At 64.4% G+C, this 12,995-nt stretch carries 11 protein-coding genes; 5 read left to right on the forward strand and 6 right to left on the reverse strand.

What is annotated here, in order from left to right; translation table 11 throughout:
- Positions 1–50 precede the first annotated feature (50 nt).
- Together G3572_RS06375 and rpiA are read right to left on the reverse strand one after the other, a co-directional pair.
- Positions 51–1,487: an FAD-dependent oxidoreductase gene (locus G3572_RS06375; protein WP_205518519.1), complete on the reverse strand. Its 1,437-nt coding sequence runs from the start codon at positions 1,485–1,487 to the stop codon at positions 51–53.
- Positions 1,487–2,272, reverse strand: coding sequence for a ribose-5-phosphate isomerase RpiA (rpiA, locus tag G3572_RS06380; RefSeq protein ID WP_164609784.1), 786 nt, complete (start codon positions 2,270–2,272; stop codon positions 1,487–1,489). Before rpiA ends, G3572_RS06375 begins: the two co-directional genes overlap by 1 nt.
- Positions 2,273–2,506: 234 nt before the next feature.
- Between rpiA and G3572_RS06385 the strand changes: the two genes are divergently transcribed.
- Positions 2,507–3,886, forward strand: a complete 1,380-nt coding sequence (locus tag G3572_RS06385) for an L-serine ammonia-lyase (RefSeq protein ID WP_164609786.1) — start codon at positions 2,507–2,509, stop codon at positions 3,884–3,886.
- 98 nt (positions 3,887–3,984) lie between these two features.
- Here G3572_RS06385 and G3572_RS06390 read toward each other — a convergent pair whose 3' ends face one another.
- Complete coding sequence (locus G3572_RS06390) at positions 3,985–4,632, reverse strand: gamma-glutamyl kinase (protein WP_164609788.1); 648 nt, start codon at positions 4,630–4,632, stop codon at positions 3,985–3,987.
- A 141-nt stretch (positions 4,633–4,773) separates the two neighbouring features.
- Here G3572_RS06390 and G3572_RS06395 point away from each other — a divergent pair, with 141 nt between their 5' ends.
- A complete protein-coding gene (locus tag G3572_RS06395) occupies positions 4,774–5,697 on the forward strand; it encodes a DMT family transporter (protein ID WP_164609790.1) in 924 nt (307 codons plus the stop codon).
- On the opposite strand, the gene G3572_RS06400 is transcribed toward G3572_RS06395, so the two are convergent.
- Positions 5,643–6,329, reverse strand: a complete 687-nt coding sequence (locus tag G3572_RS06400; protein WP_164609792.1) for a thiamine diphosphokinase — start codon at positions 6,327–6,329, stop codon at positions 5,643–5,645. The two genes, G3572_RS06395 and G3572_RS06400, sit on opposite strands and share 55 nt — an antisense overlap.
- Before the next feature lie 140 nt (positions 6,330–6,469).
- On the opposite strand from G3572_RS06400, the gene G3572_RS06405 reads away from it, so the two are divergent.
- On the forward strand, positions 6,470–8,878 hold the full coding sequence (locus G3572_RS06405; protein WP_164609794.1) for a hypothetical protein: 2,409 nt from the start codon (positions 6,470–6,472) through the stop codon (positions 8,876–8,878).
- Between the two features lie 84 nt (positions 8,879–8,962).
- Here G3572_RS06405 and G3572_RS06410 read toward each other — a convergent pair whose 3' ends face one another.
- Entirely contained in the window at positions 8,963–9,205 is a 243-nt protein-coding gene (locus G3572_RS06410; RefSeq protein ID WP_164609796.1) for a DUF2842 domain-containing protein, read from the reverse strand.
- Between the two features lie 52 nt (positions 9,206–9,257).
- A complete protein-coding gene (locus G3572_RS06415; protein ID WP_164609798.1) occupies positions 9,258–10,550 on the reverse strand; it encodes an adenylosuccinate synthase in 1,293 nt (430 codons plus the stop codon).
- 229 nt (positions 10,551–10,779) lie between these two features.
- On the opposite strand from G3572_RS06415, the gene secG reads away from it, so the two are divergent.
- Both secG and pyrG read left to right on the forward strand, forming a co-directional pair.
- The gene (gene secG / locus G3572_RS06420) at positions 10,780–11,139 is read left to right on the forward strand and encodes a preprotein translocase subunit SecG (RefSeq protein ID WP_164609800.1); all 360 of its coding nucleotides are present in this window, start codon (positions 10,780–10,782) and stop codon (positions 11,137–11,139) included.
- A gap of 154 nt (positions 11,140–11,293) precedes the next feature.
- Complete coding sequence (pyrG, locus tag G3572_RS06425) at positions 11,294–12,937, forward strand: CTP synthase (RefSeq protein ID WP_164609802.1); 1,644 nt, start codon at positions 11,294–11,296, stop codon at positions 12,935–12,937.
- Positions 12,938–12,995: the final 58 nt, after the last annotated feature.

A 12,995-nucleotide genomic window follows, 5' to 3' on the forward strand; every position in this document is an offset into this window, starting at 1 on the left:
ATGCTGTGTCTTTAACTGGTCATTCCGACGCGAAAATCAAGCGAATCCGGTCACGCCTTGCGCGTCGGTGTCCGCATCGTGACCAGTTCTTCGGCCATCGTCGGATGCACTGCCACCGTGCGGTCAAAATCCTCTTTCGTGGCCCCCATTTTGACGGCAATCGCCGCAAGCTGGATCATCTCTCCGGCTTCGGGTGCGACGATGTGACATCCCAGCACCCGCCGCGTGGCCTGACTGACGATCAGTTTCATCAGCACCCGTGCCTCGCTCCCGGCGAAGGCGGTGCGCATCGGCCGGAAACTGGTGCAATAGACCTCGATCGGCTCCTGCTCGCGCGCGGCTTCTTCGGTCAACCCAACTGTGCCAAGTTCCGGCTGGGTAAACACCGCGCTTGGAATGAGGTCATGGTCAACCTCTGTCGGCTCGCCGTCAAACACCGTGCGCACAAAGGCCATGCCTTCGCGGATCGCCACAGGCGTCAGGTTGACGCGGTTCGTCACATCGCCGATGGCATAGATCGACGGAACGGCGGTCTGGCTGTAGCTGTCTACGACGATCTCGCCGCGCCGCCCCAGCTTGACCCCCAGATCGTCAAGCCCGAGACCCTCGGTATTCGGACTGCGACCCGTGGCGAATAGCACCGAGTCAAAGGTGCATTCCATCCCGTTGGTCGCCTTGACCCAGACCGGGCATCCCCGATTGCCCGAATGGGGCAGCAGTTCGACCGCCGATTCCACACCCGCGCCCATGGTGGACCCGTCCTCCGCCATCGCCGCCGCTTCGGCCATTTCCACGATGTTGGTGCCAAGGTGAAGCTCGATCCCCTGCGCCTTCATCGCCTCGGCAATCAGGCCGCGCGCCTCGTCGTCAAAGCCGCGCAGGATTTGCGCACCGCGATAGAACTGCGTCACCTTGACGCCGAGCCCCGCAAGAATGCAGGCCATTTCACAAGCAATGAAGCCGCCGCCCACGATCAGGATGGACTTGGGCAGCGCCTGCAGGGTGAAGATGTCATCCGACACCAGCCCGAGCGCGGCATTTGGCACATCGGGCCGCTCGGGCCGCCCGCCTGTGGCCACCAGAATATGCCGTGCGCTCACGGTCTCCCCGCTGGACAGCGTCACCGTGTGGGCATCGCTCAGCCGCGCCCTTGCATCGTAAATCCGCACCCCGGACCCGTCGAGCAGCCGCCGATAGACGGCTTCCAGACGGTCAAGCTCGGCATGCAGCTTGGCGCGGAACGCGGGCCAGTCAAAACTGCCATCCGGAATGTCCCAGCCATAGGCGCGCGCCTCTGTTGGCATCTCGCGGAAGGCCGAGGCAAAGACCATCAGCTTCTTCGGCACGCAGCCACGGATGACACAGGTGCCGCCAAGACGGCTGTCTTCTGCGAGGGCCACCTTGGCCCCGGTCGCGGCCGCCATGCGCGCCGCCCGCACCCCGCCCGAGCCGCCCCCGATGACAAACAGGTCTACGTCAAACGCCATCAGTCCAGATCCGCAAAAATGTTGGAGGTCGGCACGAATTCCACCCGCTCGTCCTCGGTCTCGCCAGAGTTGATGTCGCGCACCGTCACCCGCCCGTCACCGTGGCCGATCACCACGATATCGCAGATGTCGATGAACAGCCCGTTTTCGACCACGCCCGGGATCTGGTTCAGCACCAGCGCGAGCTGGCGCGGATTGCCGATGCGCTTGAGGTGCAGATCGAGGATGTAATTCGACTCGTCCGTGACGAGGGGGGCCGCGCCGTTCATCCGCAGGGTCACGTCACGGTTGAGCACGTCAAGCGAGACAAGTGTTTCCTCGACCAGCGCCTTGGTGGTCTGCCAGCCAAAAGGGATCACCTCGATCGGCAGCGGAAAGGCCCCCAACTGCGATACATCCTTCGCGGCATCGGCAATCACGATCATCTGGTCGGATGCGGTCGCCACGATCTTTTCCTGCAGCAGCGCCGCCCCGCCGCCCTTGATCAGGTTGAGGTTGCCGTCAAACTCGTCAGCGCCGTCGATGGTCATGTCGAGCCATTTCGCCTCGTCCAGCGTCGTCAGCGGAATTCCGAGTTGCGCCGCCAGTTGCGCGGTCCGGCTCGAGGTTGGCACCCCGACCACCCGCAAGCCTTCTTCGCGGATCCGTTCGGCCAGACAACGCACCATCCATGCGGCTGTGGACCCGGTGCCAAGCCCCAATTTCATCCCGTTCTCGACAAAATCGGTTGCGCGCTTGGCCGCTAGAAACTTGGCCTTGTCGATGGGCGAAAGGTCGGCAGGCATGGATCGATTCCCCGGCAGTGAAAATGTGGCGTGCTCGGGTTATAGGCAAACCCGCCCCCGCGCGCGAGGGCGAATTGCCCCGGAGCGGCGGCGCACGGCCCTGTCCAAGCTCGCATCACGGGGCCGCGCGAGCGCGGACGATGCCGCAGAAACCCGCGCAATGTCGCTTTCGTGTGGCGCAGGCGATGCGATCCGGCGCACACTGCCCGCCAACAGCTACAGAGAGACCAACGCATGTTCCTGTCCGTGTTCGATATGTTCAAGGTGGGGATCGGCCCCTCGTCCAGCCACACGATGGGCCCGATGGTGGCCGCTGCCCGCTTTCTCGATCTGCTGCGCGGCTCGCCGTTTCAGGCGCATGGCCTGCGCGCCTCGCTGCATGGCAGCCTGGCCTTCACCGGGGTGGGTCACGCGACGGACCGCGCAACCATCCTTGGCCTCGCAGGCTTTGCGCCCGACACCTATGACGCTGCCCGCGCGGACGAGGCGCTGCACAGCATCCGCCAGACCTGCCGCATCACGCCGCCCGGCCTGCCCGAGCTTCACTTCGACCCCGAACGCGATCTGGTCTTCGACTACGGCCCCGCCCTGCCCGGCCATGCCAACGGAATGATCCTGCGCGCCACTGACGCGCAAGGCGACGTCATCGTGCAGGAAACATATTATTCTATCGGGGGGGGCTTTGTGCTGACCGCCGCCGAATTGGAAAACAGCGCCGCCGACAAGAAAAAGCCGCGCGCCGATGTGCCCTTCCCCTTCGAGACAGCCACCGAAATGCTGGCGATGGCCAAGCAAAGCGGGCTGTCGATCGCCGCGATGAAGCGGGCCAATGAACTGCGCTTTCGCACGCCCGCCGAACTGGATCAGGGGCTTGCGCGGCTGTGGGAGGTAATGTCCGCCTGCATAGATCGCGGCATGGCGGGCAGCGGCATATTGCCTGGCGGGCTCAAGGTGCGCCGCAGGGCGAAGGGCATTCATGAACAGTTGCAGGCCGAACGCGGGCTGAACATGCAGGCCCCGCACACCATCAACGACTGGATGAGCCTTTACGCAATGGCGGTGAACGAGGAAAACGCCGCCGGAGGGCAAGTGGTAACGGCGCCCACCAATGGCGCGGCAGGCGTTGTTCCCGCCGTCATCCGCTATTGGCTTGACCATGTGCCGGGCGCCGCCCCATCGCGGATCGGAGATTTTCTCCTGACCGCTGCAGCCATCGGCGGGCTGTGCAAGCACAACGCCAGCATCTCGGGCGCGGAGTGCGGCTGTCAGGCCGAGGTGGGCTCTGCTGCTGCAATGGCCGCTGCTGGCCTTTGCGCCGTTTTGGGCGGAACAGCCGAACAGGTTGAAAACGCCGCAGAAATTGCGCTGGAACACCACCTTGGCATGACCTGTGATCCGGTCAAGGGGCTGGTGCAGGTCCCTTGCATCGAGCGCAACGGTCTTGGCGCGATCAAGGCGGTTTCGGCGGCGTCCCTGTCGATGCGCGGCGACGGGCAGCACCTTGTCAGCCTCGACGCCTGCATCGAAACGATGCGCCAGACCGGACGCGACATGCACGAGAAATACAAGGAAACCTCGCTGGGCGGGCTGGCGGTGAACGTGCCGAACTGCTGACGCCGGCCGCGTATGAGGCGGTGGACGCCTCCGGCGGAAGTATTTCAGAAAGGGGCAGATATCATCGCGCCGCGCCGGATTGCACCTTTACCAAATGCTCAAACCTCCGCTTCCACCGGTGCCATCGGTGTGAAGATCATGCCATCCTTGTGCAGGCGGTCGTACAGCGCAAACTCTGCCTCATGCACCTTGTGCAGCCGGGCCAAGAGGGCATCGGGCAGGGTCAGGATGTCGGGGTCCGTCTTGGGAGAGACGTTGCGATGCGGCATGTCAAACCGCGCGCCCAGCCGATCTGACAGGAAATGCAACAGGCGGCCAAGGTCGGCGTAATCGAAGAGGTAGGTCACCGGCGGCCCATCATCGAGAAAGCCGAGAAAGCGATCCTGTCTGCCGATGCTGGCAAAGGGCGGCGGATCGTCTGACAGACGCGCCTCGACAAATTCGGCGAAGGTCAACCCGTAGGTCGAGTTTTCATGTCCGCGCAATGCGTCCCGCTGGCGATAGCGGAACCAGCTGCCCAGATGGTCCATCGGCGCGCGCATGACCGCAAAGGTCTCGGGGCGCTTGCCCAGCTTTCGCGTGATGCGCACCGCCCATTTACGCTCATAAATCCGGGCGTTTATGTGCTTGTCGCCGGTCTCTTTGGGCGTGGCGCGGGCATAGGGGGCAAGCATGGCGCGCAAGGATTGCGTGGCTGTCTTCGGATTGGCCAGATAGACCAGCCCCGCCTTCTTCAGAACCAGCATGCCGCCCCCCTGCCCTTGGCCGAATTTTTCCCGCAGCGTAATGGCCTTGGCCGAGGGTCGGCAAGGGTGCGGCGTGAAATCGGGGCGCAGCGTGTCGTTTTTGCGGTGGACGCGCCGAGACGCCCGCGCTAGCCCATGGACATGACCCGTCAGCCAGACCGCATCCTTCCCGGCGTTGTATTGATGCTTGCCTTTTGCGTCCTTGCGCCTTTGCTGGATGTATCGGCAAAGCTGGCGGCGGCCACGATCCCTGTTGCGCAGATCGTCACCGCGCGTTTTGTCGTGCAGGGCGCGTTGATGCTGCCGGTGATTCTGGCGATGGGTCTTTCGCTTCACATGACGGGGCGGGCCTTGGGGCTGATCTGTCTGCGCGCCGTGTTCCTGATACTGTCGACCTTCAGTTTCGTCGCAGCCATTTCGGTGATGCCGGTGGCCGATGCCCTTGCCATCGCCTTTGTCGAGCCATTCATTCTCCTGCTGCTCGGGCGTGTCCTCTTCGGTGACGAGGTTGGCCCCCGGCGTATCGCGGCCTCTTGCGTGGGGTTTCTCGGGGCGCTTCTGGTAATCCAGCCCTCGCTTGCGGCCTTTGGCTATGTGGCGCTTTGGCCCTTGGGAACAGCATTCTTCTTCGCCTTCTACATGCTGTCGACACGGCAGGTGTCGGGGTTCATGCATCCGGTCGCCATGCAGTTCCACACTTCTTGGACCGGGCTCTTGATGTGTCTGCCGGTCATGCTGCTGGCCGAAGGCACGGGCTGGCGCCATTTCGATCCGGTCCTGCCGCAAGGCGTCGAATGGCTCTGGCTCTTCGGGGTCGGCTTCTGGGCGGCGCTCAGCCACATGTGCATGACCTATGCGCTGAAGTTCGCACCTTCAGCCACGCTCGCCCCGCTGCATTATCTGGAAATTGTGGCGGCGGTTGCCCTCGGATACTGGATTTTCGGCGATTTCCCGAATGCGCTGACCTGGGCGGGGATCGCCGTGATCACCGCCTCGGGCCTTTACATCATCTACAGGGAGCGGCTTTCGGCGCGCGCCGCCGCCATCAGCGCGCTCAAGGCCTGATCCAGCCTTGCGCGCGGCAGGATGCACAGCATTCCCGGCCCCGAAAGCTCCAGCGTGACCCGGCCCGTGCTGACCCGGTTGGAGGTGCCGACACGCGTGTCGGGCGCGAGGTCTAGACCGTCGATGGGCCAGTCAAGCCCGGTGCTGCGACCACTGATCCTGGCAAGGGGATAGAGGCTGAAGCGGTCCTTCCGCCGCAGATCAAGTTGCAACCGTGGCGGAGCATGAAAGACCACGTCCTGCGGCCCGAGCAAGACGCAAGGACGTTGTTGCCGGACGAGCGTCGTGAGCACGGCGAGCCCGTGATCCACCCGCGCCCCGACAAAGCCGATTGCAATCACGAAGGGCGCATCGACCGAGCGCAGCGCCTTGTCGAAATCGGTCGTATCCTGTTCGGGAATATGGTGGAACCGCTCGGACGGAACCGCCGCCCTTGCCGCGGGCGAGATCGAATCCATATCGCCGATCACCGCCGCTGGCGCAATGCCTTGCGACAGGCAGCGGTTGGCCCCTCCGTCGGCCGCCACGATCACCGGTGCGCGTTGCTGCGCAATCCGAAACAATGCGGCCGAAACGGGGGCCCCTCCCACAAGCGTGATCCCGCCCGAGGATTGCACAATGGCCTGATTCATGCGGATACTGTCTTTCAATTGCGGCAAACTATCGGTGCGGCTGCCACAAACAATCCTTCAAATGACCCTGATCTGTCCACGGATTCGAACCTGTAACCAAGGACAAGGGTGTATCGAGTTTTGCAGAAAGCGAGCATCCGATGAACGGTGCGAGTAAGATCCTTACGGTTTCCTATGGAACCTTCTCATGCACTTTGGAAGGGTTTGACGATCCTTTCAATACGATGAAGGCGATTGCGGAATACTTCCGTGATCTGGCTGCCGAAGATCGTTATTTCGGGGCGGAACCGCCGCAACCCGACGCTGCCATGTTGCACCGTATTGCCGAACGCGAAATCCAGCGCCGGGTCGAGGCGAAGATTCAGGACAATGGCGTTATTCTGCGCGCCGGCGAGACCGATGCGATTGCCGCGCCGCGCCCGCTTGACCGCGCCGCGCCCGCGGCCTCGCAACCCGAAACCGCCCCGCAACCCGTTGTGGACATGCCCGCCCGCGCGCCTGCCACCCGTCCCGCGCCGGTTCTGGCACAGCCCGCAACTGCCGCGGTTGCCGAAGGCAGCACCGAATCGGTGGCTGAAAAACTGTCGCGTCTGCGCAAGGCCGCGGCGCAGCAGCAGGAAGCGCCGCAAACCGCCGCGGTTGTTTCGGTTGCAACACCAATCGCCGAGGAAGCGGCACCGGCTGAAAACATCGCCGAAGACACTGCAGGGCCGACCGCTCCGGCTCCGCTTGACCAGATCGCCGACAACCTGCCCGAGGATGAAGCCGAACCCACCCCCGAGGCTCTGCCGGAAGAGGACGCGCCTGCCGCCGAAGCCTTTGACGCGTTGCAGGATGACGCGGTCGATGCCGAGGAAGTTCTTGACCTTCTCGCGCTTGATGTGGGCTCGGACGCGGCCCCCCCCGTTGCCCCCGAAGCGCCCGCAACCGTAGAGGAGCCGGATCTTGATCTGGCTGCCGTGCTGGCGCAGACCGAAGCGGATGACGCGCCCGAAGCCCAAGCCGAAGCCGCCCTCGATGACGATGAAGGCGATGACGCCATGCTCGCCAGTCTGGTCGCAGAGGCCGCTGCCGAGGATGAAGCAGAAGAGGCCGCTCTCGTTGAAGAAGCGCCCGCCGATGCGGACGATGCTTTGCTCGTCTCATTGGCTGCGTTGGTCGACCCCGAGGAGGCTGAGGCCGAAGAGACTGCATCGGAAACGCAGGCTGCGGCGGCACCGGCCGATGTCGACACCGAAGAGACAGATTATGTCGACGCTCTGGAATCCTACGCCGAAGTTGACGCAGCCTCCGACGAGGAGACCGATGCAGCAGAGGTGCTGACGCCGGACACACCCGCTGCGGAATCTGAGACAGAGCAAGAACCGGAGCAAGATCAAGTCGCCGCAGTCGCCGCGCCGATACCCGCCGCAGAGGCAGATGCCACGGCACCCGTGCGCCCCGTGCGTCCTGTCCGGCCCGCGCGCCCGGCGCAGATCGAAAGGCCTTCGGTGCCCGCTGACCTTGTGGCCGAACTGGCTGCGGAGGCGATTGCGGAAACGGAATCGCGCACGCCGATCTCGGTCGAGAAATTGCAGCGGGCGCGGGCGCGGGTCATCAAGATCCGCCGCAGCGAAACATCGGGCAGCGCCGAACTCGCACCTGCCCCCGCTGCCCCCGCCCCCGCAGCCGCTTCCCCCGCCGTGCTTTCGGCCGAGGCCGAAGCCGCTCTTGCCGCCGAACTGGCCTCGCTCGAACAGGACAGCCCCGCAAAGGCAGCTCCGGCAGAGCCGACACCCGATCGCCGCGCCGCCCGTCCCGCCGAGGATGTTCCCGTCAACCGCCTGATGGCCGAAGCCAGCACGCAGATGGAAGTGCCGGATGCCAAGCGCCGTCAATCGGCGATCGCCCATCTCAAGGCCGCAGTTGCCGCGACGATCGCCGAGCGCCGCGCGACCGGCAGCACCCTTGCAGGAAATGGCAGCGAGAAGATGGGGGCCTATCGCAATGACCTTGCCAAGGTGATGCGCCCGGCCGAGCCGCCGGTCCCGCAGGAAGAGCGGCCATCGCCCTTGGTCCTTGTATCGGAACAAAGGGTTGACCGGCCTGCGCCGCCCGCCGCCCGACAAACGCCGGCGCCGGCTCCTGCCCCGGCAGCCGCTGCGCCCGTTCAACCCGTGCGCCCCCGTCGGCCCGTTGCCGGGCCTTCGGCCAATGGCTTTTCCCCGGATCTCTCGATCGCGGCCGAAGATGATGAAGACGATGAAAACATCTTTGATGTCGAAAGCGGGTTTCCCGAATTCGCCGAACGTCTCGGGGCCACGGAACTGCACGAGTTGCTGGAAGCCGCCGCAGCCTATATCGCCTGTGTCGAAGGGCGCGACAGTTTCACGCGCCCGCAACTGATGCGCCACATCAGCGCCGCCTCCGAAGGGCTCAGCCGCGAAGACGGCCTGCGCAGTTTTGGCACGCTGCTGCGCGACGGCGTGATCGAGCGCAGCCGCCGCGGCCAGTTTGCCATCAACCAGGGCTCGCCGCTTCTGGCAGAGGCTCGTAAATTCGCGGGCTGATCCGGCCCGTCACAAGACAGTGGGCCGAGGCTGCCATCAAGGCCCCATGAAACAGGCGGACTGCGCAGCGCAGTCCGCCTGTTTTCATTTCATCCGGTCCGCATCGGGTGGCGCGGCATCCGGGTCCGGTTGCCCGACACCCAGAAAAACCGAGCGGAGCGGCAAGATCCACAGCATCCCCAGCCCGACATAAATGCCGAGTTCCACCAGAATGGAGGGCCGGTCGATCCAGTTCACCAAGGTGACCGCCACCACCACATAGATGGGCAGGCCAACCAGCAGAACCAACAGCGACAAGCGTCGCCGCGCCTTGTAGCTCAGCGCCATGTCATACTCCTGTCAGGCGCGGCCCCTTTCACGGCACCGCGCCATTTGCCTCTCAATCCGCGAATGGGTCCGTCACCAGAATGGTGTCATCCCGCTCGGGCGAGGTAGAGAGTAGCGCGACCGGGCACTGGATCAATTCCTCGATGCGCCGCACATATTTGATCGCGGCCCCCGGCAGATCGGCCCAGGACCGTGCGCCGGCCGTCGATTCCGACCAGCCCTCCATCTCCTCGTAGATCGGCTTGCAACGCGCCTGCTGGTCCGCCGCCGTCGGCAGGTAATCCAGACGTGTGCCATCCAGATCGTAGCCCACACAGATCTTGAGCGTCTTGAACCCGTCGAGCACGTCCAACTTGGTCAGCGCAATCCCCGACACACCGCTGGTGGCGCAAGTCTGGCGCACCAGAACGGCATCGAACCAGCCACAGCGGCGCTTGCGCCCTGTCACGGTGCCAAACTCATGCCCCCGCTCGCCCAGACGCTCGCCATCGGCATCGAAAAGCTCCGCCGGAAATGGCCCCTCGCCCACACGAGTGGTGTAGGCCTTGACGATGCCCAGCACGAAATCGATCGCGGTCGGCCCGAGGCCGACGCCCGTCGCCGCCTGCCCCGCGATCACATTGGACGAGGTGACAAAGGGATAGGTGCCGAAATCGATGTCGAGCAGACTGCCCTGCGCGCCCTCGAACAGGATGCGCTTTCCGGCGCGGCGCGACTCGTTCATCAGCTTCCACACCGGCGCGGCATAGGGGAGCACCTGCGGCGCAATCTCGTGCAGCAGCGCCAGCAGCGCCGCGCGGTCCACAGGCTCCATACCAAGACCGCGGCGCAGCGCATCGTGATGCGCCAGCAGACGGTCCACCCGCAACTCCAGCGTGGCCGCATCCGCAAGGTCGGCCACACGGATGGCGCGCCGCCCCACCTTGTCCTCGTAGGCCGGACCGATGCCGCGCCCCGTGGTGCCGATCTTGGCCACCGTCAGGCTGCCCTCACGCGCACGGTCAAGCTCGCCGTGCAGCGGCAGGATCAGCGGCGCGTTCTCGGCGACCAGCAGGTTCTGCGGCGTGATGTCGACGCCCTGATCGCGCAGCTTGGCGATCTCGCCCACCAGATGCCACGGGTCCAGCACCACGCCGTTGCCGATCACACTCAGCTTTCCGCCGCGCACGATGCCGGACGGGAGCAGCGAAAGCTTGTAGACCTTGCCATCGATGACCAGCGTATGGCCGGCATTGTGTCCGCCCTGAAAGCGCGCGACGATATCTGCGCGTTCGGACAGCCAGTCCACAATCTTGCCTTTGCCTTCGTCGCCCCACTGGGCGCCCACGACAACCACGTTGGCCATGCTGTTCTCCTTGGCTCTGAAACCGCCTGTGCTATAGACGCAAGCCCCGCGCAGGGAAACAAGGAAATCACCATTCCCGGCCGCGCGCGCCGTTTCCCGCACCCTGCATTGCTGCTTTTCCAAATACTCCCGCCGGAGGCTCCCGCGCTTCACAGCAGCGCGCACGGTGCAAGGGGTTGCGCGCAGCCCCCCATCAGCCTAGATAGGCGCGTCAGCTTCGGGAACGCCCATGGAAAACGTCATCCTTGCCATCCACCTTATTCTCGCCCTCCTTCTGGTCGGCGTGGTCCTTCTCCAAAGGTCCGAAGGCGGCGGCCTTGGCATGGGTGGCGGCGGTGGTGGTGCCATGTCGGGGCGTGCGGCGGCAACGGCGCTTGGCAAGGTCACATGGATTCTTGCCATCCTGTTCATCTGCACCTCGATCACGCTGACCATTCTGGCCGCGCAGCAGGCAGGCTCCAGCTCGGTGATCGACCAGATCGGCGCGCCCACTCCGGCACCGGCCACTCCGGCCGCGCCCTCGGGCAGCGATCTGCTGCCGCCGGCACCCACCAACGCGCCGCTGACCCCACCACGGGCGGAAAACTGATTCCGCCCACCCTACCATCTGTTGTCGCGGCCCCACCTGACCAAACAGCATCTTGCGGTGCTGTTGCAAAGGGCTATTCCCTGGGATAAGGCTTTCATCCCGTGGTGCTGCGATTCCCACCCATCGAATCGCGACGAAAACACGGGGGCTTCACTTGGCACGCTACATTTTCATCACAGGCGGCGTTGTGTCCTCCCTTGGCAAGGGGCTTGCCTCTGCGGCGCTCGGGGCGCTGCTGCAGGCCCGCGGCTACACGGTGCGCCTGCGCAAGCTCGACCCCTACCTCAACGTAGACCCCGGCACGATGTCGCCCTTCGAACATGGCGAGGTGTTCGTGACCGATGACGGCGCGGAAACCGACCTCGACCTTGGCCATTACGAGCGCTTCACCGGGGTGCATGCGCGGGCGACCGACTCGATCTCGTCGGGCCGCATCTATTCCAACGTGCTGGAGAAAGAGCGGCGCGGCGATTATCTGGGAAAAACCATCCAGGTCATTCCCCACGTCACCAACGAGATCAAGGATTTCCTTCGCATCGGCGCGGATGAGGTCGATTTCATGCTGTGCGAGATCGGCGGCACGGTGGGCGATATCGAGGGCCTGCCTTTTTTCGAGGCGATCCGCCAGTTCATCCACGAGCGTCCGCGGGGCCAGTCGATCCTGATGCACCTGACGTTGCTGCCCTATCTTGCCGCGTCAGGAGAGTTGAAGACCAAGCCCACCCAGCACTCGGTCAAGGAGTTGCAGAGCATCGGGCTTGCGCCGGATGTGCTGGTCTGCCGGTCCGAGCATCCGATCCCCGACAAGGAACGCGAGAAGATTGCGCTGTTCTGCAACGTGCGCAAGGAGCATGTGATTCCGGCCTATGACCTGAGCACGATCTACGAGGCACCGCTGGCCTATCATCGCGCGGGGCTGGATCAGGCGGTGCTGGATGCGTTTGGCATCTCGCCTGCGCCCAAGCCGAACCTGACCCGCTGGGAAGACGTGATGGACCGTCTGACCGGGGCCGAGGGCATGGTGCGGGTCGCGATCGTGGGCAAGTATACCCAGCTCGAGGACGCCTACAAATCCATCGCCGAGGCGCTGACGCATGGGGGCATGGCCAATCGCACCCGTGTGAAGGCGGAATGGATCGACGCGGAAATCTTCGAGAACGAAGACCCCGCCCCCTATTTGCAGGCCTACCATGCCATTCTGGTGCCCGGCGGGTTTGGCGAGCGGGGGACGGAAGGGAAGATCAAGGCGGCGCAATTCGCACGGGAAAAGAAGATCCCCTATCTGGGGATTTGCCTTGGCATGCAGATGGCGGTCATCGAGAGCGCCCGTAATCTGGCGGGGCTGCCCAATGCAGGCTCGGAAGAGTTCGACCATGAGGCGGGCAAGAAGCGCTTTACCCCCGTGGTCTACCATCTGAAGGAATGGGTGCAGGGCAACCACACGGTCCGGCGCAAGGCGGATGATGCCAAGGGCGGCACCATGCGGCTGGGGGCTTACACGGCCAATCTGAAGACGGGGTCGCGGGTTTCGGAGGTTTATGGCTGCTCGGTCATCGAGGAGCGGCACCGGCACCGCTATGAGGTGGACATCCAGTATAGGGAGCAGCTGGAGGCCTGCGGTCTGGTGTTCTCGGGGATGTCGCCGGACGGGAAGCTGCCGGAGATTGTCGAGGTCAAGGACCATCCCTGGTTCATCGGGGTCCAGTTCCACCCCGAATTGAAATCGAAGCCCTTTGCCCCCCACCCCCTGTTCGCGGACTTCGTGCGGGCCGCGAAAGAGGTGGAGCGGCTGGTTTGAGGGGCGCGGGGCGCCAGCGCCCCCCGCTGTGTTACACGCGCCGAAAGCCTTTGGCATC

Origin of the sequence: Pseudotabrizicola algicola, from assembly GCF_010915705.1 — a bacterium.
GTDB lineage: Bacteria > Pseudomonadota > Alphaproteobacteria > Rhodobacterales > Rhodobacteraceae > Pseudotabrizicola > Pseudotabrizicola algicola.